The sequence below is a fragment of the Streptomyces sp. NPDC037054 genome (assembly GCF_055606745.1).
This window is the reverse complement of record NZ_JBVJSJ010000012.1, coordinates 97,522-119,652: the sequence shown is the minus strand read 5'-3', so window position 1 is coordinate 119,652 and position 22,131 is coordinate 97,522. Positions and strand designations below refer to the sequence as shown.

The following is a 22,131-nucleotide window of genomic DNA, read 5'->3' as shown; positions in this document are numbered from 1 at the left end:
AATTAGTATGCGGACGCACCTCTGGGAAGGGACCAGATGTCCCCGAGGGGCGCCGGCAGGGTCGAAATCGGCCCCGTCGCCCGCAAAACCCCAGGTCAGATCCCCGCTGAGCCGCGGAAAAAGGGAGAAACCCGATGTCAGCAGCCGAGGGTCCGCTCGTCGTCGGTGTGGACACGTCCACCCAGTCCACCAAGGCGCTGGTCGTCGACGCGGCCACCGGCCGGGTCGTCGCGAGCGGCCAGGCGCCGCACACCGTGTCGTCCGGCGCGGGCCGGGAGAGCGATCCGCGCCAGTGGTGGGACGCGCTGTGCGAGGCGCTGCGCCAGTGCGGCGACGCGGCGCGCGAGGCCGCCGCGGTGTCGATCGGCGGCCAGCAGCACGGTTTGGTCACGCTGGACGACCGGGGCGAGCCGGTGCGCCCCGCCCTGCTGTGGAACGACGTGCGCTCCGCGCCCCAGGCCCGCCGTCTCACGGAGGAGCTGGGCGGCGCGAAGTTCTGGGCGGAGCGCACCGGATCGGTGCCGGCCGCGTCGTTCACCGTCACGAAGTGGGCCTGGCTCGCCGAGCACGAACCGGAGGCGGTCCGCGCGACGAGGGCGGTGCGTCTCCCCCACGACTACCTGACCGAGCGGCTCACGGGGCAGGGCACGACCGACCGCGGCGACGCCTCGGGCACCGGCTGGTGGGCGTCCGGCACGGAGGCGTACGACGAGGAGATCCTCGCGCGCGTCGGCCTCGACCCGGCCCTGCTGCCGCGCGTGGTGCGGCCGGGCGAGGTGGCGGGCACCGTGCGCGACAGCCACGACCTGCCGTTCTCCAAGGGCACCCTGGTGGCGTGCGGGACCGGTGACAACGCGGCGGCCGCGCTGGGCCTCGGGGTGCGTCCCGGCACGCCGGTGATGAGCCTCGGCACGTCGGGCACGGTGTACGCCGTGTCGCGGCGGCGGCCCGCCGACCCGACCGGCACCGTGGCCGGCTTCGCCGACGCGCGCGGCGACTGGCTGCCGCTGGCCTGCACCCTGAACTGCACGCTCGCCGTGGACCGCGTCGCGAGCCTGCTGGGCCTGGACCGCGAGGCCGTGGAGCCCGGCACGTCGGTCACGCTGCTGCCCTACCTGGACGGCGAGCGCACCCCCAACCTGCCGAACGCGTCCGGCCTGCTGCACGGGCTGCGGCACGACACCACTGCCGGGCAACTCCTCCAGGCCGCGTACGACGGCGCGGTGCACTCGCTGCTGGGCGCCCTCGACCTGGTCCTCGACGAGGACGCGGACAGGTCGGCCCCGCTGCTGCTGATCGGCGGCGGCGCCCGCGGCACCGCCTGGCAGCAGACGGTACGGCGGCTGTCGGGCCGACCCGTGCGGATCCCCGAGGCCAAGGAACTGGTCGCGCTCGGCGCCGCCGCGCAGGCGGCCGGGCTGCTGACCGGCGAGGACCCGGCCGCGGTCGCCCGGCGCTGGAACACGGCCGCCGGACCGGTGCTCGACCCGGTGGAGCGGGACGAGGCGGCGCTGGCCAGGATCGCCGGGGTACTCTCCGACGCGGCCCCGCTGCTGGAGCGGCGCACGGACTGAGGACTGACCGAGGCATGACCGCACCGCTGCACGAGGCCCATCCCGCCGGCCCCGGACGCCGGACGCCGGACACCCAGCAGGGCATGCGCCGCCGCAATCTCGCCCGGGTGCTGCACACCGTCAGCGCCGAGGGGCCGCTGTCGCGCGCCGCCGTCGCGTCACGCATCGGGCTGACCCGTGCGGCGGTGTCGACCCTCGTGGACGAGCTGATCCGCTCGGGCCTGCTCGAGGAGCTCGGCCCGGAGCGGCCGGGCCGGGTCGGGCGTCCCGGCTCGGCGCTGGCGGTCAGCGGGCGCGGTCCGGCCGGGATCGGCGCCGAGGTGGGCGTCGACCACCTCGCGGTCTGCGCGGTCGACCTGCGCGGGCACATACGCGCGCGTGCCGTGCGCCACGGCGCGAACCGCGGCCGGGCGCCCGGACCGGTCGTCGCCGAACTCGCCGAGCTGGTCGACCTGGTCGTCGCGGAGGCGGAGGGCGAGGGCCTGTGGCCGGCCGGGCTCGCCGTCGCCGTACCGGGCCTGGTGGCACGCGACGCCCGGACCGTCGTCCGCGCCCCGAACCTCGACTGGAACGACACGGACCTCGGCACGCTGCTGCCCACCGGGTTCCCGCTGACCGTCGGCAACGAGGCCAACTTCGGCGCGCTGGCCGAGCTGTGGCTCGGGGACGGCACGCCGCGGGACTTCCTGCACGTGTCGGCCGAGATCGGCATCGGTGGCGCGGTGGTCGTGGACGGGCGGCCATTGAGCGGAACGCGCGGTTTCGCGGGCGAGCTGGGCCATGTGCCCGTCCGGCCCGACGGGCCCGACTGCCCGTGCGGCGGGCGGGGCTGCCTGGAGCAGTACGCCGGTGAGGAGGCGGTGCTGCGCGCGGCCGGGCTGGAACCCGGCGAGGACCGGGTGGGGCTGCTCGCCGACCGGGCAGCGGCGGGCGACGAGGACGTGCGCCACGCCCTGCGCGAGGCGGGTACGGCACTCGGCATCGCCCTCACCGGAGCGGTCAACCTGCTCGATCCGCAGGGCGTGGTGCTGGGCGGCGCGCTGGCCGGTCTCGCGCCGTGGCTGCTGCCGTCGCTGCGGGAGGAACTGGCCCGGCGCACGGCGGGCCCGGCCTGCCCGGTCGCCGTGTCCCGGCTCGGCCCGGAGGGACCGCTGCTCGGCGCGGCGCACTCCGTGGTGCGGGCGGTGCTGGACGATCCGGCGTCGGTGGCGGAACGCGGCTGACCGCCCCTCCCTCCGACGGCCGTGTCCCCGGCCCAACCACCCGATCGGGTGAGGGAGTTGTCCACAACCGGGCAGTTGTCCACGGCCGGGAGCTGCCCGCTTCGGCTCCGCCGGCGGGCGCCGTAACGTGATTCCGCGAGGCGCAGCCGGCCATGGCCCCGGGCGGCTGTCCCGACGCCGAAGATGCCCGTGACGCCCACACCGTTCGGGTGAGACCTGTCGAAACCATTGTCCGTACGGACACCCGGAGTAACCATGTCCCGTACCGCACGACCTTCCGGGAGGCCGAGTTGACCGATCCTTGGGTGGCTCTGGAGCCGGGAGCCGACCCTGCCGAGCGCACGCGGACGCTGCGGCGCGCGCACGAGTGGTTCACCGAGGCGGGCACGGTGCCGCGGCCGGTCCGCGACGTCGTCGCCGACTCGTGGCGGCGTTCGGCCCGCGCTGGCGTCGGACCGGACGGCACCGCCAGCGTGGAGCTCACGGACGGCGACCTCGGCACCTACCGCGCGGAGCATCCGCTGGCCCGGGTGATGCCGCTGGTCCGGGAGCTGATGGGGACGTTCGCCGCCGACGGCGAGCACCTGCTCGCGGTCTGCGACGCGCACGGCAGACTCCTCTGGGTCGAGGGCCACCCGGCCACCCGGCGGCGCGCGGACGGCATGAACTTCGTGCCGGGCGCGCGCTGGTCGGAGACGGCGGTCGGGACGAACGCGCCCGGCACGGCCGTCGCCGTCGATCGTCCGGTGCAGGTGTTCACGGCCGAGCACTTCATCCGGCAGGTGCAGCCGTGGACGTGCGCGGCGGCGCCGGTGCACGATCCGCGCACCGGGCGGGTGCTCGGCGCGGTCGACATCACGGGCGGCGACGGCCTGGCGCACCCGCACAGCCTGGGCTTCGTGCAGGCGGTCGCGCGGGCCGCCGAGTCCCAGCTCGCACTGCTCACCCCGGAGCGACCCGCCGCCGACACACCGGTGCTGACCGCGCTGGGCCGCGACGAGGCGCTGCTCGCCGCCGGCGGGCGCAGACTCAGACTGAGCCGCCGGCACAGCGAGATCCTGGTGCTGCTCACCCGCCACCCGGAGGGCCTCACCGGGGACGAGTTGCTGTGCGCGCTGTACGAGGACGAGTCGGTGACGCCGGTGACGCTGCGGGCCGAACTGGCCCGGCTGCGCCGGACGCTCGGTCCCGGGCTGCTGGCCTCGCGGCCCTACCGCCTGACGGTGCCCGTCGAGTCGGACGTGGCGGTGGTGGAGCGGCGACTGGAGACGGGGGCGGTCACGGATGCCGCGGCGGCGTACACCGGTCCGCTGCTGCCCGGGTCCCAGGCGCCGGCGGTGGTACGGCTGCGGCAGCGTCTCGCCGGTGGTCTGCGCTCGGCGCTGATCGCCCGCCGCGACCCGGACCTGCTGGCGGACTGGGCGCACGCGCCGTGGGGCGAGGACGACCTGGAGGTGTGGCGTGCGCTCGCGACGGTGCGCCCGACGGCTCCGGTGCGGTCGCGGCTCGCGGCGCTGGAGGCCGAGTTGGCCGCTCCCCCGGCGTGGCCGGGCACCTCGGCGCGCCGCTGACCGGCGCCGCGCGCGGGGGCACGCCGACCCGGCCCTCGTACCGCCTGACATCGGTGCAACGTGGGTGCAACGTCGCGTCGCCTACCGTCCCGGACGAGAGCTGCCCAACGGCGGGCAGCGCATCGTGTGGAGGCTGACCAGCATGACTCGTTACGCGGCGCCCGGCAGCGAGGGCGCGATCGTCTCCTACCAGGCGCGCTACGACCACTTCATCGGCGGCGAGTACGTGCCGCCGGTCCGGGGGCAGTACTTCGAGAACCCGTCGCCGGTGAACGGGCAGCCGTTCACCGAGGTGGCGCGCGGCACCGCGGAGGACGTGGAGCGGGCCCTCGACGCGGCGCACGCGGCGGCCCCTGGCTGGGGCCGTACGTCGGTGACCGAGCGCTCCGCCGTGCTGCTGAGGATCGCCGACCGCATGGAGGCGAACCTGGAGAAGCTCGCCGTCGCGGAGAGCTGGGAGAACGGCAAGCCGGTGCGGGAGACGCTGGCGGCCGACATCCCGCTCGCGATCGACCACTTCCGGTACTTCGCGGGCGCGATCCGCGCGCAGGAGGGTTCGCTCGGCGAGGTCGACGACGACACGGTGGCGTACCACTTCCACGAGCCGCTGGGTGTGGTCGCGCAGATCATCCCGTGGAACTTCCCGCTGCTCATGGCGACGTGGAAGCTCGCGCCGGCGCTGGCCGCGGGCAACGCGGTCGTCATCAAGCCGGCCGAGCAGACCCCGGCGTCGATCCACTACTGGATGAGCCTGGTCGCGGACCTGCTGCCGCCGGGTGTGGTGAACATCGTCAACGGTTTCGGCGCGGAGGCCGGCAAGCCGCTGGCGTCGAGCCCGCGGGTCGCGAAGGTGGCCTTCACCGGCGAGACGACGACGGGGCGGCTGATCATGCAGTACGCCTCGGAGAACATCAAGCCGGTCACCCTGGAGCTCGGCGGCAAGTCGCCGAACATCTTCTTCGACGACGTCTGGGCGCAGAACGACGAATTCCGCGACAAGGCGCTCGAGGGCTTCACGATGTTCGCGCTGAACCAGGGCGAGGTGTGCACGTGCCCGTCCCGGGCGCTGATCCAGCGCGGCAACTACGCGGAGTTCCTGGAGGCGGCCGTCGCCCGCACCGAGCAGATCAAGCCGGGCAACCCCCTCGACACCGACACGATGATCGGCGCGCAGGCCTCCAACGACCAGCTGGAGAAGATCCTCTCCTACCTGGACATCGGCCGCCAGGAGGGCGCGCGAGTCCTGACCGGCGGCGAACGCATCGAGTACGACGGCGAGTTGAAGGGCGGCTACTACGTCCAGCCGACGATCTTCGAGGGCGACAACCGCATGCGGATCTTCCAGGAGGAGATCTTCGGACCGGTCGTGTCGGTGACGTCGTTCGACACCTTCGACGACGCCATCAAGATCGCCAACGACACGCTGTACGGCCTCGGCGCCGGGGTGTGGACGCGGGACATCAACACGGCGTACCGCGCGGGCCGGGCCATCCAGGCGGGCCGCGTCTGGACGAACTGCTACCACGCCTACCCGGCCCACGCGGCCTTCGGCGGCTACAAGCAGTCGGGCATCGGCCGCGAGAACCACAAGATGATGCTGGAGCACTACCAGCAGACGAAGAATCTTCTGGTGTCGTACTCGCCGAAGAGGCTGGGCTTCTTCTAGACACATGCGAAAAGGCGCCTGACCTGGGTTTTCTCCCGTCAGGCGCCCTTCGTGCAACCCGTTCTCGACCGGGCCCGGCTTGCGTGCTAACTCCCAATTCCTCCCACGACTGCACCCCTCCTGACCAGTGCTTCCGGACCAGTCACGGACCAAACCCCCGGTTCAGCCCTCGGGTACGTCACCCTGACTGACGCGCTGCCACTCGTTCATGGACTGCTCGATGAGACGGTTCGCCTGCTCTCGAAGGCCGTCAAGGAACTTGGCGTAGTGGCGAAAGAGAACCTCGATGCTCTGGCCGGCGCGGCGGGCGCACTCGGCCGGGTCCACTCCGGAGTAGAGCCAGAACGAGATCCCGGCGTGACGGAGATCGTAAGGCCGCTTGGCCAGGCGAGAAGTGCGCTCAGTACGGGTCAGGGCGTATTCCCGGGCCCGCGCCCATGTGATGCCGTAGGCGGCAGCGTCCACGTAGTTGCCAGCCTGGTTCCGGAAAAGTCGACCGTCAGGTGCCACGTCGAACCGATTCACATGGGCACGCAGCATGCGTACGAACTGCGGCGGGATGGGAACAGGCCGCGTCGCGCTTGCCGCGCGACGCTTGAGCGAGTGCACCTCGTGCACCTCACCGTCGTCGGTCCACCCCTTGCCAGACGTGACGACCCCGCCCGAGAGGTTCAGCATGCCCCATCCCGTCTTTGGCAAGTGGCATTGCTCGATCCGAAGGTGGATGACCTCTGCTGGCCGCATAGCCGCGAAGTACATGCAACCGAAGAATGCTTCAAGATGAGGACCCCGCCCCCGCTGGCGAGCAACGGCCTCGAGCAGCCGAAGCACCTGGGCCGGATTGGGAACGGCGGCCGGATCCACCTCCTCACTGACTGCTGGCGCTTGCCACCGGAGCCCTTTGAGGGGGTTCTCTGCGAAGTACCCCTTCTCCACCGCAGTGTTGAGAGCTTCGTTGAACGCAGCCCTCTTGCGTCGGGCTGTTTTAGCCGCAGCCGCCTTGCCGTCCAGCTTGCGGCACATCGCATCGAGGGCCCGCCTCAGAACGTCGGCTTCCGCGAGGGCGCTGACCGGCAGCGAGTTGCGCTTCATCCAGTCCAGCGCATGGAGCCACTCCTCGGTGGGCTCGCACTCCCAAGCTTTCTTGTTGAATGCCCACGAGTACAGGGCACGCCGCAGTACCCGCGGATCGGAATACGCTGCGCCGGGGCGTACCAGGGCGGGCGTGACCGTAGCGAAGGCATCAGCCAGGGTGCGGCGGGTGTTCCCTGGCGTGCGCTCCCATCTTTGCTCGATGTATTCGTGCACCAGGTCGTACCACGTAGTGCGCTGCTTGATGGACCGCAACTCGGATGATGGCAGACCTGTGTGCTCGTCAAACGGCTCACCCTCGCGCGCGGCTGTCATCAGCTTCGCACGCCGGCTGTCAGCAAGCGCGAACGCGATGAAGGACTCAGACTTCTCTCGCCCGTTAACCGTCCACCGAATCTGGAAAGGCTTGCGCCGGTCGGGGCGCTCACGTATCTCCCAGAAGCGGATGTTATAACTCATCGCCATCCAGGCGTATCCCTTTCACACGCATCCCACCACGCATCCAGATCGGCGCGCTGGCAGCGCAGTTCACCATTGGGCAGCTTGATCATTCGGGGTGCCTGACCGCGAGCGCGCAGGCGATAGAAAGCCGACGGGCTCATCCTGATTTCCGCTAGGACCTCGGCGAGCTTGAGCGCAGGTGGACGAGCCATTGATGTTTCCTCGGATGTTCCAGATATGTCGGCGGCCCAAGCAGCAGTGCTCGACTTGCACCCACTCCGCCGCAACTGATGGGCAAACTCTGTCAGTTACGGGGACTACTGGTCGCCGACATGAAGGGCCATGGTGTCCGAACGGCTCCACCGCCAAGCACAGCCGCTGAGAACACCTCAATGGTCGTCACGATCGCCGGTTTGGCCAACCGGCGATCGTGGTCTATGTTGCGCCCCGCAGGGCAACTCACGGACGATTGCATCGGACGAAACACAGGGGGCCAGTCGGCGCGATCGGAGAACGAGGCCGCGCCGTCCGTCACGAACACCCCGAGTCCGTTGTCAACGCGGTCGCACAAACACAGGGGCACAGCGCCGGGGAGGAGCGGCGCAATCCTCTCGCTCCGATGTGGTCCATACGTTCAGGGCACCAAGTGTCGAGCAGATGGGGGCGCTGAATCGGACCGATCGGAGAGCGGCATTCGACAGGGGTGCTCCTTGGGTCGGGGCCTCCGCGATGAGGCCGAGCAGCGCGAGGTGTCGGACGTCGTCATGGCCGACGTGCAGGTCGGCCTGGAATCCTGAATCCCGCCACTGACTTGGTATTTTCCGGGACGTTGTACGTTGACATATTCCCAGAGGAGGTTCCAGTCCTTCGGGGCTATTTCTCGTCTGCCGTGGGCGAATGCCGAGCCGCGGGAAGGCCAACCGAAAGACGCAGGGGGCGTTCCGTCGGAGAAGAGGGGCAAGGCGTGCTCCTCCTTCACCTGACTTGGTCGCACCGTGATGTCGATGTGCACGATGCCAGGGACCAGCCCGGACGAGCGGCCCACAACCTCCGAAAAGAAGGCGGCGGAGGTCGCCGGCTACGCTGCAGACATACCAGTGGAGGGCGCAGGCAATTGGGGAGCGAAGTGAAACTGAAGAGCTACAACACCTGAGTGTCGGAGTGTTCGTGAGGGTTACATGGATCCCTCTCCAGTTCCAGGGTCACGGCGCTGCACGGCCATGCAGGCAGTCGACACGGTACTGAGCCTCTGCTTGCCACTCGGTCGCGTGGCCTCATACGGGGCTTTGTAGGTCGCCATGCGCAACTCGCGAGGAGGAACGCGTATCCTTCGCACCTCGGTGACGTCCGTGCCGTACGTCTCGCGAAACAGGGCGTACTCGGTCTCGGTGGCCGCGTCGGCCGTCGTCATCTCCGCGGCCATAGAGTCAAGATCCCACTCCGACGGCACGACGGGGACCCGCTTGAAGTCCATCAGTAGCGGACGGGCCGTCGTGCGGTCGACGTTCACAGGTCACGCACTCGGGTGTGCCCGCGGCTCTGTGCCCCGCGGGGTTCCGCTTTCGATGCCGCAACTACCCGTGACCGTCCTCGGACAGGGGCGTCGCCGCCTCGATGGCTCGGTGACCCGTATGATCACGCCGCTCTGTTTAGCAGATGGTCCGGCACGGGCCGGGATGATGCTGTTTCAGCAGCGTGACGTGTGCCCTTGACGGCTCGGTACAGTCGCGGTAACTGGACTGGAGAGGTAATTGCATGGCCAACGAGATTGTGATCGCGCAGACGACCAGCGACAACGAGGATCAGGCGAAGGCGTTGGCCCGTGGCGCGGTCGAGAGCAAGCTGGCAGCGGGCGTTCACATTGATGCGCCGATCACAGCCTTTTACTGGTGGAAGGGGAAGGTCGAGACGGCGCAGGAGTGGCGGATCTCGTACATGACTACGACGGACCGTCTCCCGGCACTGGAGGCGTGGCTGCACGAGAAGCACCCCTACGACGTACCCCAGTGGATCACGCTGCCCGTGACCGGCGGGTCGGAGGCGTACCTGTCCTGGGTTATCGAGGAGACGGCATAGGTTCTGCGGAGCGCCGGGCCGCCCGTACGACGGCGCTGGCGTCCTGGGCTTACCCGCCTACTGCGTGTGGGGTCTCAGGATGCGAACTTCCGTAGATGGCGGCCGAGTTCCTGCTCACTGTCAGGGAGCGACGAGGCGATAGTCGATGCGCGCTCCTTGCCCATCGTGTTGGGCTTGGCCTCTGCAGCTGCGACGAACTGACGTGACACGTACACCCCTTGATCGACGTCACCCCCACGCAGTAGGGCCGAAGCGAGATCACCGAGGACCACGACGCCCCCGTCCGGTAGTCCGTCTCCGAGGCGGTCGACCGCGGTATCAGCTGTGGACGTGAGCTCGGGACGCCTCAGCTGGCCGTACACGGACAGGGCCAACGAGTCCATGCGGTATGGGGTCACGAACCTGACCCATGCCTGCTCGCTGGCGTGGTCCGCGAAATCGTAAGCGAAGCGCGCTCGGTCTAACGCCCGGAGCGCTCCCACCTCGTCGCCGGCCGCCGCAGCTTCTTCCGCATGCCTACCGAGAACCCAGGCGGCAGCAGTAGCGTTACCGTGGCCGCGCACGTCGTTGGCGGCTTGGGAGAGGAACTCCATCTTCGCCTTTGGCGCCAAAGCGCCGTAGCTGCTGTAGGTCAGGGCCAGGGCTCGGAGTGGAGGATGCCCGGCAGCCGCCGCGCACTGCGACGTGACTTTGTAGTAGGCGTTGGCTTTGTCGTGCTCCCCCAGGTCCCAGGCCACCCAACCGGCCAGAGCGGCGGTTTCTCCGGCGGCGATGGTGAGAGCGCCTTCGTGATCGCCTGCACGAGGCAGGGCCGCAGTGATCGCGTCAAGATGCGACTCGACCGTTTTTTGTAGCCGCCGCGCGCTGAGGTTGAGTTCCTGGACGTGCAGTTCAGCGGCTCGGTCGATGAGCGCGGCGGCAGCGGGCGAATCGATCTTGGCCCCCTTGCTGAGGGCGAAGGCGAGGCGCCCCCAGGGCTCGGCGGCCACGCTCACGCCGATGGTGGCGCTACCCAGGAGCGTGCGACGCTTCACGGCGTCTTGCTCCTCCCCTGCATCGGCATGCCCCTTTCTCTTCCGAGCGCGGGCGGCCTTGGCCTCTCGCTGTAGTTCCTCGAAGGGGACACCGCAGGCCGCCGCGATGTGGCCGATCGTGTGGTTGGTAGGAATGTTCTCGAAGTTCTCATAACGGCTAATCTCTCGGCGGGTCATGGTGTCCCGGCCGGAGACAGCGTTGATCGCCTCCGCCTGCTCCTCCTGAGTCCGGCCTGCCTCCTGCCGCAGCCGGAGGAGCAGGTCGGCGAACGGGTCTGGCATGAGTGTGACCTCTGTTGGTGGGCGGAATCCAATCATGGCCTCAATTCCCCCCTGCAGTTTCCCCCTTGACATATTTTTCCCCCTCTGGATTCCCCTGGTCGACGGCGTCGCCGCGCGGTGCCATAGCCCACATGACCAAGCTCCAAGAGGCGGCCCCGCCCGGCGGGGGCATCCGTAGCTGTGCGGCTACAGCAGGCGCGTCATGCGTCAGGCCGGTTCAGGAAGACGAGCCCGGCGCATGGGCGAGGGCAGAGGTACCGGCGGCATCCCATGCCTGTCAGGCGGCCCTTCTCCCCGACCTCGCGAAGGTCGGGGAGATGCGGCGCATAGCCAGGGCGTTCCTGCGGCGGTGCCATGTTTCGGAGCCGGTGGCGGGGCTCGTCGTACTGGCCGTCTCGGAGCTGGTCACCAACGCCGTAGTCCACGGTGAGGGCGAAGTCGTGCTCCGCATCACGGTGGGCGTCGACGTGGTGCGTGTCTCGGTAACCGACCACAACCCGGCGCCCGCTGTGCTCAAGGAAGCCGGACCCGACGGTGAATCGGGGCGCGGGATCCGGCTGGTCGATGCGATCTCAGACGCATGGGAGAGCAGCGGCGAGGAGACGTGGTGTGAGTTCCAAGACGCGAGGGCTGCAGCTGAGCCAGACCTCCAGTTGGTTGCCGACGATGCAAATGGCAAGCCGGGCAGCTCAGTCGCTTCTGTCACACAGGGCGCTCCGAGGGCCGTTCGCTTGCCTTCGCCCAGTAATTCGGTTCGAGCATCTCGCCGGGCCAGGCAGGCTGACGGATCGGGCCACGAGGCCCCATCTGTTCGAAGTACGGTGCCAAGTCGATCACGGGCGTTCCGTCTACAGCGTCGAGATCGGTGACCAACAGGTCCCGCCCCTCGACCTTGAGCAGCCGCGGGTAGCTGATCGCCAGTTGATTGGGACGCCGATGGTTGCGGTGGACGAAGGTACCGGTCGACGGCCAGTCCGGATTCCCGCGGGGGCTGCGTGCGTGGAGCTGGACGTCTTCCGGTCGCGCCAGGTGGAAGAGCCAGGTCACCGTCAGGTGGGAAAACTCTTCGATTCCCTGCAGCGTCTCAAGGGGGTACGCCTCGTTGAGACGGATGACCGACTCGACTCCGCCCTGGTAATCGTCCTGAACGCGGGTGTGGCCCCCGACCACCGTTGCGATCGATTCGACCTCGTACGTTGCCATCGGCGCTCGTTCCTCTCTAACGGGGTCGCGTGTTCAGCAGCTGCCGTCAATAGCTGCGGACGTGCCCTGTGGTCAGCCTATGGCGCGCAGCATTTCCCGCGCCCGGCGGTCCAGTTCGGCGACGTGGCGGCCACCACGTTGCCGCACAGGCGAGAGGTCGCTCTGCATGCGGACGATGACGTCGCGGGCGCGGCCGGACTGGACGCCAGCCATGGCGTCCAGTGCTTGTCCCCAGGTACCACATGCCTCATCGAGGCGTCCCTGCTGGACCTGGACAGCACCGAGGTAGCCGAGCGTCACACTGTGGGTACGGGCATACTGCTGCCGTCGGCGGGTGGCGACGCTGCGCTGAAAATGCAACTCCGCGTCGAGAGGATTTCCCAGGTCCCGCAAGGCACACGCAGTCTCGTGGGCAAGGGAGGCTTCCTGGAAGAAGCTGACGCGGTCGGGGGCATCCTCGTTATCGGCACGTGCGAGGTCCCTCTCCGCGCGACTGATGGCCGCGAGAGTGCCGCGGCGGTCGCCGCCGGCGGCCAGGGCGCGGGCATGGACTACCGCGAGCAGGGCCTTCTCCCGCGAGCTGGCCTGGCCGTAGTGGGTGCGGGACATGGAGGCGTCGGCCAGGTCGAGCGCTCTGCGTGGGTGCCCGAGGTCGACTGCTTGATGGGCGAGGGCACGCAGGATGTGGCCGCCCAGCGGTCCGTCTGCGGCTTCGGCCGCAATGCGTGCGGCGAGGGTGAGGTAGCGCTGGGCGGTCCGATGCTCGGAGGCGTCGAAGGCCATCCAGCCGGCGAGGTAGGTCATCTCTGCCACGGCCGAGTACGTATCCCGGCGGTGCTGTTCCGTTCGGAACCTGCTGCCCAGGAGCGGCACCGCTTCGTCGCGAAGATGGCCGGCCAGGGCCGAGCGCCCCGAGGCTCCACCGCGCTGCTGGTCCCTCGCGGAGTAGAAGGTGGTCAGTTTGCGGACATCGTCGATGTCAGCCTGAGTCACCAGCCGGGAGGAGACTGCAGGGCGCGAGGCCGCCGTGGCCGGGGCGGCTGCCCACCATGGAGCGGCAGGCAGGACGAGGCCGGCGGCCGAGTACGCGGTGGTAGCCAACAGCTTGCGTCGGTGCATGTCCAGATCGTCGCTTCCCAGCTCGGTCAGCACGGTCAGAGGGTCGACGCTCCAGTCAGAACTACTGTCAGTGGATCCTGTCGGCCCATCTTCCAGTCCGAGGTCAGCGAGGGTGAGGCGTCGGCCGAGCCTGCGGGACAGCGTCTCACGCAGGATATGAGGCGCTCGTCCACTGGGCTTCGTGCCCTGGACCCACATGGCGATGTGGGAGCGGGAAATGGCCTCCAGTTCGCGTGCACCGCTCTCCGCAGCAACGCGAGCGACCGCGGCGGCTGCTTGGGGCTGGGACCAGCCCGCTTCGCGCAGGAGCGCGGCAAGGGCGACGTTTCTCTCACGGGCCATGTACTGCCCCTCGGTTCCGAAATGATCTTTGACGCCTTTGACGGCCTTGAGGGCCGCGTAGGCATACCCCCTGACAGGGATTCGCGGTTCGCTCAACGTAGCCGCAGGATCACTCACCTTGCACGTCAGTTGCCTGCGGTGCACAGCGTTCCTCGCTCAAGTTGGCTTGATTCACCTAGGAGTTGCGTCATGCGTCCCTCGCTGGCCCTTCGCCGGGCGTGCCAACTCAGTGATCAGGGAAGGAGAAGCCACGCCCTTGGTGAGCCCATCCTGCGACGGGACCCGGCGGCCTCGGCGACGGAAACGGTGGCGCTCGTGCTGGGCGAGGACTCGCCGTTACCCGATACTGCCGCCGATGTGGAGGACCTCGCACTGCGGCTGCGAGGACACGTCAGCCAGCTCGGAGCTCTGACGCCTTCGCAAGAGCCAGCCCTGCTCCGTGCGCAGCAGCTCTGTTCGGGCGGCCTCCCCGATGGCTACATGCCCAGCAGGGTTCATCTGGTCAGGCTGGCCGAGGCGACCCAAGACCTTATCGCTGCCGTGCAGGCCCACGACGTGGCCCCTGCGAAGTCGGTCCAGAGACGGCGCTGGTGGAAGCCGCCGATCAACGTGCTGCGCGGCGCGGTCTTCGCTCTCGCCCTCGCGTGCGTGGTTCTGGCCGCGTCGGAGCCCCGGACATGACCGCCGCCGGGGCAGTTCTGATCGCGCTGATTCTCGGTCCCATGGCGTGGCTGGCTCTTCGTGGTGAGCGAGTAACCGGCCGCATTGCTCCACGGGACGTGGATCCCCGGCCGAGGCAGAACAGACCTCCCCCGGACCGGTAACCACCGTGCCTCTCTCACCGACACTTCCCGGCCGCCCCGGCGGCCCCGAAGCCACCCCCGGGTCCACGGGGACTACGGAGACCCACACGATGAAACGCCTCCCGCGCATCGAGCAGTACGGCCTGATCGGCGACATGCAGACCAGTGCCCACGTCTGCGACGACGGTTCGATCGACTGGCTGTGCCTGCCCCGGTTCGACTCGTCGGCCGTCTTCGCCGGCCTGCTCGGCACGCACAAGCACGGCACCTGGCAGATCGCCCCGGCCGCGCCTGGCCCCTCCGGGCCCGAAGCGGTCGCCGAGCGCCGGTACCGCGGTGACACGCTCGTCCTCGAATCGATCTGGCGCACACCGGCCGGGTCGGTCCGCGTCCTGGACTTCATGCCGCCTCGCGACGGGGCACCGCAGGTGATCCGGATCGTCGAGGGTCTGGCCGGTGAGGTGGCAATGGTTTCGGCCATGCGTCCGCGGCCGGGATACGGCAGCGTCAGCCCGTGGATCCACGAGGCCGATGGGCGCATGGTCGCGGAGGCCGGCGCGGACGCACTGTGGCTCGACACCTGCGTCCCGCAGGCGGAGAAGGACGGGGTCGTCGTCAGTGCCTTTGCCATCCGCGCCAGGCAGAGCGTGGCGTTCGTGCTCAGCTGGTGCCCGTCCCACGCACCGGCTCCGGAGATCCCCGACCCGCACGCGGCGCTCACCGAGACGCTCGCCTTCTGGCAGGACTGGACGCAGCAGTGCACCTACGACGGCCCCTACCGTGAGGCCGTGGTCCGTTCCTTGATCGCACTGAAGGCACTGACCTACCACCCGAGCGGCGGGATCGTCGCCGCGCCGACCACCTCGCTGCCCGAGGAGATCGGCGGCCGACGCAATTGGGACTACCGCTTCACCTGGCTGCGCGACGCCGCTACGACCCTGGCCGCGTTACTGGAGACCGGCTACCGGCAGGAGGCGCAGGCATGGCGGCGCTGGCTTCTGCGTTCCGTGGCCGGCGACCCAGAGAACCTGCAGATCATGTACGCGATCACCGGAGAGCGTGATCTTCGGGAACGGGAGTTGCCCTGGCTGCCCGGGTATGAGGGCTCGACGCCGGTGCGGGTCGGGAACGGGGCGGCGGACCAACTCCAGCTCGACGTGTACGGCGAGGTGATCGAGACCCTGTACCTCGCGCAAGAGAGCGGTGTGGCCCACTGTGCCGACACCGCGGTCCTGCACCAGCGGCTCGTCGAGCACCTGGCACAGCGCTGGCGGGAGCCCGACGAGGGGATCTGGGAGATCCGCGGGGCACGCCAGCACTTCGTCCACTCCAAGGTGATGGCCTGGGTGGCGATCGACCGCACCATCCGCCTGGCCGAAGCCGGCGCGCTCGACATCGACCTGGCCCGCCTGACCGAGCTGCGGGCAACCATCCACCACGAGGTCTGCACCAGGGGCTTCGATCCGGTGCGCAACACCTTTACCCAGTCCTACGGTTCCAAGGAACTCGACGCCGCCACGCTGCTGATCCCCCGCGTTGGCTTCCTACCGCCGAACGACCCGCGCGTCATCGGCACCGTGGACGCAGTGCGCCGTGAACTCTCCACGTCTGACGGGCTTGTGCGCCGTTACCCGACCATCGGCGACCACACCGGGGTGGACGGCCTGAGCGGAGACGAGGGCACATTCGTCCTTTGCTCCTTCTGGCTCGTAGACGCCCTGGCCCTGACCGGCCGCCTCGACGAGGCCCACGCCCTGTTCGAACGCCTCCTCGCACTGCGCAACGACCTCGGCCTCCTGGCCGAGGAGTACGACCCCGTCCAGCAGCGCCAGCTCGGCAACTTCCCGCAGGCATTCAGCCACATGGGCCTGATCCAGAGCGCCCGGCTGCTTCAACTCCTGGCGACGCAGTCCTCCCACCGCGGCGCGGTCGCGTTTCCGTCACCCCGCTCGACCGCACGCAGCACACACAAGACCTGCGCAGACCTGACGCTGCAGCACGCCTAGCCACCCCCACCCTGACGAGGATTCCCATGCCTGACAGCGCCTTTTCGGCACGGCCGGCCGCCACCGGCCACCGCCGACGGCGGCCTCCGATCAACGCGTTCACCCTGCACCGTGTCCACCGCGCCGTCGCACTGCCCCTAGTGCTCCTTGCCGCCCTGCTGGGTGCCGCCTTCACCCTCTGGTCGGTGTCCGCGGTGGGCCCCGGCTGGCTCCTGGCCGGCCTGATCTGCGGACTCGCGGGCGTCGCCACGATGGCGGCTCGCGGAGCGCGAACGGCCGCAGGAGCCATACAGGCAGCGGCGGAGGAGGCCCGGGCAACGGCGCTGGCAGCAATCGCAGGGGCAGCCGCGGCCATCGAGAAGTCGGTGCAGTGGTCGGCGGACGAGCTGTGCCGCGGGGGACGCCCGCCGCTGCCGGACCTGCAGGCGCCACCTGCCAGCCCTGACGCCGAGATTGACAAGGCGTTGAATGCTCTCCAAGTGCGGGCCGTCGCGTCGTTGATACGGGTGCACGACGAGTCCCAGTCCGTCGTCCTCATGGAAGTGCTGCGCCGCCTGGCCATGCGCGAGCACGCCTTGGTCGGCAAGGCACTTGAAGCACTGAGCCAGCTGGAGATGCTGACCGACGACCCGGAGCTGCTGGCCAAGATCTTCGAGATCGATCACCTCGTGACGCGGATGCGTCGCCAGGTCGAGAGCACGGCGGTGCTGGGCGGGCAGTCCCTGCGCAGCGTGCGTCGGCCCGTTCCCGTCAAGAGCGTGCTGCGCGGCGCCGTCTCCGAGGTCGTGCAGTATCCGCGGGTGGCGGTTGCGGCGGGGTCCGTGGGCGCGGAGCTGGGCCTTCCCGGCCATGTGGGTCCGGACCTGACGCACCTGCTGGCTGAGCTGGTCGAGAACGCCTGTGAGTGTTCCGATCCGGCTACGAAGGTGATGGTGCGTGCGCAGCGGGTGGCGAACGGGCTGGCGGTCGAGGTCGAGGACCGGGCCATCCCCATGCATCCGCAGACGCGGGCGCAGATGAACCACCTGCTCCAGGCCCCCGAAGAGGTCGACGTCAGCGGCCAGGTGCGAGCGGGGCAGCTCGGCTTGCTGGTCGCCGCGAAGATCGCCCAGTCGCACGGGCTGTCCGTTCTCCTGCAGGAGAACGTGACGGGAGGCACCACCGCCCTGGTGGTCATCCCGGCACGGCTCCTGGTAGCGATTCCCTCCGTCGACGATGCGAGCGCGCTGCCCCAGGACGCCCGCCCCTTGGCGCCGCAACCGCAGCAGGTTGCCGCGACTCCAGCCACTCCGAGGCCGGGGCAGGTCCCACACCCCGGTACCGCAGGGGCTCCGGAACCCGCACGGGCAGGTCACTCTGCCGATGCGCCCGCCCTTCCCACGCGTAGACGCCAGGCCGGCACGTTCCATCCGCCACACGAGCGGGAGCAAGCCCCCGTGATCGCGGCGACGCCAGGGCTCGCAGCCGCCTTCCGCACCGGCATCCAGGCCAGCGGGCAAGCCGGTTCTCCCACCGCTTCGACAGAGCACCCCAGGCCCTGAACCTCGTCCCTCCACGTTCCCGGTGGCCGTTACATCCGCTGGCCCTTCCCCCCTTCTGGAGCGATCCCTATGAGTACCCACCCCGCGATGAACAACGTGACCGGCGACGCACCCGCAACCGAGACAACGGCAAGCGGACAGCGGGACAACATGGCCTGGCTGCTGCGGCAGTTCGCCTCCGACACGACGGGCGTCACGCACGCCGTCCTGCTCTCGCGGGACGGACTGCGGCTGCTGGACAGCGACGTCGACAAGGACTGGGCGGACGAACTGTCGGCCGCCATCAGCGGAGTGGCCTCACTCGCGGCGAACATCACCGGCCCCACCCACAAGAAGAGGCCGGCGAGGCAGGTCGTCATCGAGCGAGACGACTGTCTGATCTTCGTCCAGAGTTCCGGTCGCAGCGCGGCCTTCGAGGGCCATCCCGGCAACGAACGGGGCGTGGTGGACACGGTCCTCACGGTGATCGCGACCATGGACGCCGATGCCGGCACCGTCGGGTTCGAGATGGGGCGCCTGGTGCAGAAGTTCGCCCCCTACATGCAGATCCCCGTCCGCGTCGGCACGGGTGATGAGGTCCGGTGACCGCACACGGGAGCGCGGCCGAGGATTCGACATTCGTGCGGACCTACATCCTGACGCGCGGTCGCACCCGGCCACGGCATCTGCTCGGCCTGGACACGGTGCTGGACGCCGGACCCGGGCGGCCCGGCCCGGGCCAGGCCGAAGAATGCGCAGAGATCCTCGCCCTGTGCCGGGAGCACCGGCGTTCGGTGACCGAGCTGGCGGGCCGACTCGGCCGTCCCGTAACCGCCGTCAAGATCCTCATCTCCGACCTCCTGGACGCCGACGCCCTGGTCGTCCCCGTCACCGCCTATGCCGCGTCCGACGCGCATGCACGTCCCTCTGCACAACTGCTGGCGGCCCTGTCTGCGGGCCTGAAGAGGAAGTGGCCCGATGCCATCGCCTACCCCCAGGCCGGGTGACCCGGCCGTGGTGCTGCGGCCGTCGTCGCGCCCGCGTACCGGTGCACCGACCGTGCTTAAGGTCGTGATCGCTGGCGGTTTCGGCGCGGGCAAGACCACCGCCGTGGGTGCCGTCAGTGAGATCACGCCGCTGAGCACGGAGGAGTACCTGACCGAGGCGAGCGCGGACGTGGACAGCCTGGCGGGCGTCGAGGCCAAGCAGACCACCACGGTCGCCTTCGACTTCGGTCGCCTCAACCTGCCCGACGCGCCCGTGCCCCTGGAATTGTTCCTGTTCGGCACGCCCGGCCAGGACCGGTTCGTCGACCTCTGGTACGACCTCTGTCGCGGAGCCGTCGGCGCGGTCGTCCTGGTCGACACCCGCCGCCTGGAAAGCAGCTTCACCCCCGTCGGTTTCTTCGAGGACATCGGCCTGCCCTTCGTCGTCGCGGTGAACCAGTTCGACGGAGCACATCGTTACCACCCCGATGAGGTCCGCACCGCCCTCGAACTGCCCGCCTCTGTGCCGGTGGTCACCTGCGACGCCCGCGATCCGAACCACGTCGCTGGCGTCCTGCTGACCCTCGTTGGCCACGCCTTGAAGAGCGCATCGGCAAGCCCCGCTCGCCCCGCATCCGCTACCACCTTTCAGGACGCCTGATGTCGTATCAGCCCAACGACCCCTACCGCGCGCGGCAGACCGTCCCCGTCCCGCAGGCCCTGCAGGCGACCGAGCTGGCGCAGCGGTACGAGCTGCTGGATCGCCTAGGCGTGCCCACCGCTGCCAGCGAGGACTTCGACGAACTGGCCCGCGACATGGCCACACAAGCCGGGTTCGTGTACGGCTTCGTCAACCTCTTCCTGGAGGAGCAGACCTTCGTCGGGCTGCACCAGCCGCCCGCGGACAGCGGGTACGTCATCGTCGGCCGCACCATGAGCCGCGACCACGGCTGGTGCCCGGAGGTCATGGCCCGCAAGAAGGCCCTTCCGCTGCACGACGTGCACGCCAGCCCGCGCTTCAGCGGCAACCCCGTGGTCGACGCGGTCGGGATCCGCTCCTACTTCGGTGCCCCGCTCATCCACGACAGCGGCACCGTGCTGGGCACGGTGTGCGTCATCGACCCCGAGAAGCGGCCCCTGGGCGAGGCCCGACGGCTGAGAGACATCGTCATCAACGCCGGCGTCCGGGTGATGGACCACATCGCCCGCGCGCCCGTCCGCTAGTCCGTTGCACGACCCCCCACCCGGGAGCCGCAGGCGATCCCCGGCCGCTCCACCGTGCGACCTTCATCCAGGGAGAGGGAGAGGACCATGCCCGCCACACCCACCACGCCGCCGCCGGCGCTGCGCCCCTATCTCAACGCCCGCCACGAACTGCTGTGGGACGAGGCGGACGCCTTCGCGGCCGAGCACATCGCGCCGCGCGCCGCACGCATGGAGGCCGCCCCCGGCAGGGTGGAGCGCAAGGTCGCCGACCTGATGGCCGCACGACGCTGGTTCGCCGTCAGCGTCCCGTCCTCCTTCGGCGGGCTGGACGCCGGACACGTGGCCAAGACAATCCTCGTCCACCGCATTGCCCGCGTCTCGGCGGCTGCGGCGGCCATCCTCCAGGCCACGCTGATCCCCGTCGGCGCCCTGCTGCACTTCGCCACCTACGAGCAGAAGGGCCGCTGGCTGCCCCGCGTAGCGGACGGTTCACTGCTCTTGTCGATCGCCGTGACCGAACCGCGAGCCGGCGGACACATCGGCGGCATCGAGACCATCGCCGAGCACGTCGGCAACGAATGGGTGATCACCGGCAGCAAGATCCACATCGGGAATAGCCACCTCGCGGGAGCCCACCTCGTGGTCGCCCGGACCGCCAAGGCAGGCGTGAGCACCTCCCAGGCGCTGACCGCGTTCATGGTCGAATCCAAGCGCCGAGGGCTCTCAGTCGCCGACCACTGTCCCGGCCTCGGCCTGCACGGCTTCTCCGCCGGCCGCCTCGACCTCGATCATGTCCGCGTCCCCGAGGAAAACGTGGTCGGAGAGATCGGACAGGGGCTGGGCGTAGCGCAGAGCAGCAGCATCCTGTACGGCCGTCCCAACCTGGCCGCAGTCAGCCTGGGAATACACGAGGCAGTCGTGGCCACCTCGACCGCTTACCTCAAGACGCGCTCCCGCTACCGGGGCGCCCTCTCCGATCTGCCGGTTCTGCGGGACCGCATCGGTGACATGGAGGCCCGCCTGCGCGCCGGGCGAATCCTGGCCTATCAGTCCGTGCACCTCCTCGACCAGGGCCTGCCCTGCGACGCCGACCTGATCAACGCCAAGTACCTCGGCCACCAGTGGGCGATGCAGTCAACCCAGGACGCCATGGAGCTGCACGGCGCCCATGCCCTCAACGGCGACTACATCCTCCAGCGCCTGTGGCGCGACATCCAGTTCACCTACCCACCGGCCGGAACCGGCGAAGTCCAGCGCATACGCCTCGCCGACGCCGCCTTCGACGAGGCCCACATCCAGTGGTCAGAACGTCTCGCCGCCGAAGCGGCGTGGGCCCGCCCCGACCCGACAGCCGCATGAGCCCCCGTGTGCGGCGCCCCGTGAATCCAGACCGCCGCGCACGGGCCCGTGTCGCCGGCCCCCGTCCCCCGCGGGGTCCGGCGACACCCCACCCGATATCCCTCAACCCAGCCGCGAAAGAGACACCCGTGACCCCGCGCATGATGACCAGCGCACCGATCACCCCCCTGACCCCGACCCAGCAGCGCGTCGCCCAGCACCTCGTGGACGGCCTCGGCCCTCAAGAGATCGCCGCGAGGACCGGGCTGTCGGCCGTGACCGTCCGCCAGTACGTACGCGACATCCGGGAGAGCCTCCACTGCCCGCCCCGCTGCAAGCCCCCGGTGATCGTGCACTTCCTGTGCAACGCCCGGCAGGTCGCTCCGCCCACAACGGACAGGCCAATGCCGGAACTCACTCCAGAGCAGCAACTGTTGCTGCGGGCGGTCGCTGAGCACAGCAGTCCCAGCGACATTGCTGCCATAGCCAAGATCGCGCCCGCCGACGTGCGAGCCGCACATGACGAACTGCTCGACAAGACCGGGGCGGCCAACACCACCCAACTTGTCGCCTGGGCCCACGCGTGGGGCCTGTTGGGCGCCAGGCGGGCCACCACGATGGAGAGCGGAGCGAGCCAGTGAATGCCTCA

19 protein-coding genes and 1 pseudogene are annotated in these 22,131 nt (G+C 69.6%); 15 read left to right on the top strand and 5 right to left on the bottom strand.

The features are described from left to right. Positions 1 to 134 precede the first annotated feature (134 nt). From xylB to exaC, 4 genes are all read left to right on the top strand, one after another. Complete coding sequence (xylB, locus tag ACZ7D7_RS26345) at positions 135 to 1,574, top strand: xylulokinase (RefSeq protein WP_470827417.1); 1,440 nt, start codon at positions 135 to 137, stop codon at positions 1,572 to 1,574. 14 nt (positions 1,575 to 1,588) lie between these two features. After that, entirely contained in the window at positions 1,589 to 2,797 is a 1,209-nt protein-coding gene (locus ACZ7D7_RS26340; protein ID WP_470827415.1) for an ROK family protein, read from the top strand. 290 nt (positions 2,798 to 3,087) lie between these two features. Continuing rightward, positions 3,088 to 4,368 (top strand): GAF domain-containing protein, encoded by a 1,281-nt coding sequence (locus ACZ7D7_RS26335; RefSeq protein ID WP_470827413.1) that lies wholly within the window; start codon positions 3,088 to 3,090, stop codon positions 4,366 to 4,368. A gap of 142 nt (positions 4,369 to 4,510) precedes the next feature. After that, positions 4,511 to 6,034, top strand: coding sequence for an acetaldehyde dehydrogenase ExaC (gene exaC, locus ACZ7D7_RS26330; protein ID WP_470827411.1), 1,524 nt, complete (start codon positions 4,511 to 4,513; stop codon positions 6,032 to 6,034). Between the two features lie 162 nt (positions 6,035 to 6,196). Here the strand turns inward: exaC and ACZ7D7_RS26325 are convergent, their stop codons facing one another. Together ACZ7D7_RS26325 and ACZ7D7_RS26320 are read right to left on the bottom strand one after the other, a co-directional pair. Then, complete coding sequence (locus tag ACZ7D7_RS26325; protein WP_470827410.1) at positions 6,197 to 7,591, bottom strand: tyrosine-type recombinase/integrase; 1,395 nt, start codon at positions 7,589 to 7,591, stop codon at positions 6,197 to 6,199. Next, positions 7,582 to 7,779, bottom strand: coding sequence for a helix-turn-helix transcriptional regulator (locus ACZ7D7_RS26320; RefSeq protein ID WP_470827408.1), 198 nt, complete (start codon positions 7,777 to 7,779; stop codon positions 7,582 to 7,584). The genes ACZ7D7_RS26325 and ACZ7D7_RS26320 overlap by 10 nt, the downstream gene beginning before the upstream one ends. 1,543 nt (positions 7,780 to 9,322) lie before the next feature. On the opposite strand from ACZ7D7_RS26320, the gene cutA reads away from it, so the two are divergent. Beyond that, positions 9,323 to 9,643, top strand: coding sequence for a divalent-cation tolerance protein CutA (gene cutA / locus ACZ7D7_RS26315; protein ID WP_073948164.1), 321 nt, complete (start codon positions 9,323 to 9,325; stop codon positions 9,641 to 9,643). A 74-nt stretch (positions 9,644 to 9,717) separates the two neighbouring features. Here cutA and ACZ7D7_RS26310 read toward each other — a convergent pair whose 3' ends face one another. Further along, positions 9,718 to 10,959 carry a helix-turn-helix transcriptional regulator gene (locus ACZ7D7_RS26310; protein WP_470827406.1) on the bottom strand — a complete coding sequence of 414 codons (1,242 nt, stop codon included), beginning with the start codon at positions 10,957 to 10,959 and terminating at the stop codon, positions 9,718 to 9,720. A gap of 131 nt (positions 10,960 to 11,090) precedes the next feature. Here ACZ7D7_RS26310 and ACZ7D7_RS26305 point away from each other — a divergent pair. Beyond that, a pseudogene (locus tag ACZ7D7_RS26305) lies at positions 11,091 to 11,552 on the top strand (ATP-binding protein); the annotation flags it as partial. Positions 11,553 to 11,661: 109 nt separating this feature from the next. On the opposite strand, the gene ACZ7D7_RS26300 reads toward ACZ7D7_RS26305, so the two are convergent. Then, positions 11,662 to 12,162: an SAM-dependent methyltransferase gene (locus ACZ7D7_RS26300; RefSeq protein WP_073948162.1), complete on the bottom strand. Its 501-nt coding sequence runs from the start codon at positions 12,160 to 12,162 to the stop codon at positions 11,662 to 11,664. A 72-nt stretch (positions 12,163 to 12,234) separates the two neighbouring features. Continuing rightward, complete coding sequence (locus ACZ7D7_RS26295) at positions 12,235 to 13,623, bottom strand: Tat pathway signal protein (RefSeq protein WP_470827626.1); 1,389 nt, start codon at positions 13,621 to 13,623, stop codon at positions 12,235 to 12,237. A 189-nt stretch (positions 13,624 to 13,812) separates the two neighbouring features. Between ACZ7D7_RS26295 and ACZ7D7_RS26290 the strand changes: the two genes are divergently transcribed. The 9 genes from ACZ7D7_RS26290 (at position 13,813) to ACZ7D7_RS26250 (ending at position 22,123) form a co-directional block, all read left to right on the top strand. Next, a complete protein-coding gene (locus tag ACZ7D7_RS26290) occupies positions 13,813 to 14,304 on the top strand; it encodes a DUF6415 family natural product biosynthesis protein (RefSeq protein WP_470827404.1) in 492 nt (163 codons plus the stop codon). Positions 14,305 to 14,536: 232 nt separating this feature from the next. Beyond that, positions 14,537 to 16,432 (top strand): glycoside hydrolase family 15 protein, encoded by a 1,896-nt coding sequence (locus tag ACZ7D7_RS26285; protein WP_470827403.1) that lies wholly within the window; start codon positions 14,537 to 14,539, stop codon positions 16,430 to 16,432. 26 nt (positions 16,433 to 16,458) lie between these two features. Beyond that, entirely contained in the window at positions 16,459 to 17,973 is a 1,515-nt protein-coding gene (locus ACZ7D7_RS26280; RefSeq protein WP_470827402.1) for a sensor histidine kinase, read from the top strand. Positions 17,974 to 18,042: 69 nt separating this feature from the next. Beyond that, the gene (locus ACZ7D7_RS26275) at positions 18,043 to 18,558 is read left to right on the top strand and encodes a roadblock/LC7 domain-containing protein (RefSeq protein ID WP_470827400.1); all 516 of its coding nucleotides are present in this window, start codon (positions 18,043 to 18,045) and stop codon (positions 18,556 to 18,558) included. Further along, positions 18,555 to 18,959 (top strand): DUF742 domain-containing protein, encoded by a 405-nt coding sequence (locus ACZ7D7_RS26270; protein ID WP_470827399.1) that lies wholly within the window; start codon positions 18,555 to 18,557, stop codon positions 18,957 to 18,959. The genes ACZ7D7_RS26275 and ACZ7D7_RS26270 overlap by 4 nt, the downstream gene beginning before the upstream one ends. 7 nt (positions 18,960 to 18,966) lie before the next feature. After that, positions 18,967 to 19,599 (top strand): GTP-binding protein, encoded by a 633-nt coding sequence (locus tag ACZ7D7_RS26265; RefSeq protein ID WP_470827397.1) that lies wholly within the window; start codon positions 18,967 to 18,969, stop codon positions 19,597 to 19,599. Continuing rightward, positions 19,599 to 20,162 (top strand): GAF domain-containing protein, encoded by a 564-nt coding sequence (locus ACZ7D7_RS26260; RefSeq protein WP_470827396.1) that lies wholly within the window; start codon positions 19,599 to 19,601, stop codon positions 20,160 to 20,162. Before ACZ7D7_RS26265 ends, ACZ7D7_RS26260 begins: the two co-directional genes overlap by 1 nt. An 87-nt stretch (positions 20,163 to 20,249) precedes the next feature. Continuing rightward, the gene (locus ACZ7D7_RS26255; RefSeq protein ID WP_470827394.1) at positions 20,250 to 21,503 is read left to right on the top strand and encodes an acyl-CoA dehydrogenase family protein; all 1,254 of its coding nucleotides are present in this window, start codon (positions 20,250 to 20,252) and stop codon (positions 21,501 to 21,503) included. 128 nt (positions 21,504 to 21,631) lie between these two features. After that, on the top strand, positions 21,632 to 22,123 hold the full coding sequence (locus tag ACZ7D7_RS26250) for a LuxR C-terminal-related transcriptional regulator (RefSeq protein WP_470827392.1): 492 nt from the start codon (positions 21,632 to 21,634) through the stop codon (positions 22,121 to 22,123). Positions 22,124 to 22,131 lie beyond the last annotated feature (8 nt).

What these genes read in the sequence shown, in the direction of transcription:
- xylB (WP_470827417.1), top strand. Translation starts at nt 135, where the DNA reads ATGTCAGCAGCCGAGGGTCCGCTCGTCGTCGGTGTGGACACGTCCACC.
- ACZ7D7_RS26340 (WP_470827415.1), top strand. Translation starts at nt 1,589, where the DNA reads ATGACCGCACCGCTGCACGAGGCCCATCCCGCCGGCCCCGGACGCCGG.
- exaC (WP_470827411.1), top strand. Translation starts at nt 4,511, where the DNA reads ATGACTCGTTACGCGGCGCCCGGCAGCGAGGGCGCGATCGTCTCCTAC.
- ACZ7D7_RS26325 (WP_470827410.1), bottom strand. Translation starts at nt 7,591, where the DNA reads ATGGCGATGAGTTATAACATCCGCTTCTGGGAGATACGTGAGCGCCCC.
- ACZ7D7_RS26320 (WP_470827408.1), bottom strand. Translation starts at nt 7,779, where the DNA reads ATGGCTCGTCCACCTGCGCTCAAGCTCGCCGAGGTCCTAGCGGAAATC.
- cutA (WP_073948164.1), top strand. Translation starts at nt 9,323, where the DNA reads ATGGCCAACGAGATTGTGATCGCGCAGACGACCAGCGACAACGAGGAT.
- ACZ7D7_RS26310 (WP_470827406.1), bottom strand. Translation starts at nt 10,959, where the DNA reads ATGCCAGACCCGTTCGCCGACCTGCTCCTCCGGCTGCGGCAGGAGGCA.
- ACZ7D7_RS26300 (WP_073948162.1), bottom strand. Translation starts at nt 12,162, where the DNA reads ATGGCAACGTACGAGGTCGAATCGATCGCAACGGTGGTCGGGGGCCAC.
- ACZ7D7_RS26295 (WP_470827626.1), bottom strand. Translation starts at nt 13,623, where the DNA reads ATGGCCCGTGAGAGAAACGTCGCCCTTGCCGCGCTCCTGCGCGAAGCG.
- ACZ7D7_RS26290 (WP_470827404.1), top strand. Translation starts at nt 13,813, where the DNA reads ATGCGTCCCTCGCTGGCCCTTCGCCGGGCGTGCCAACTCAGTGATCAG.
- ACZ7D7_RS26285 (WP_470827403.1), top strand. Translation starts at nt 14,537, where the DNA reads ATGAAACGCCTCCCGCGCATCGAGCAGTACGGCCTGATCGGCGACATG.
- ACZ7D7_RS26280 (WP_470827402.1), top strand. Translation starts at nt 16,459, where the DNA reads ATGCCTGACAGCGCCTTTTCGGCACGGCCGGCCGCCACCGGCCACCGC.
- ACZ7D7_RS26275 (WP_470827400.1), top strand. Translation starts at nt 18,043, where the DNA reads ATGAGTACCCACCCCGCGATGAACAACGTGACCGGCGACGCACCCGCA.
- ACZ7D7_RS26260 (WP_470827396.1), top strand. Translation starts at nt 19,599, where the DNA reads ATGTCGTATCAGCCCAACGACCCCTACCGCGCGCGGCAGACCGTCCCC.
- ACZ7D7_RS26255 (WP_470827394.1), top strand. Translation starts at nt 20,250, where the DNA reads ATGCCCGCCACACCCACCACGCCGCCGCCGGCGCTGCGCCCCTATCTC.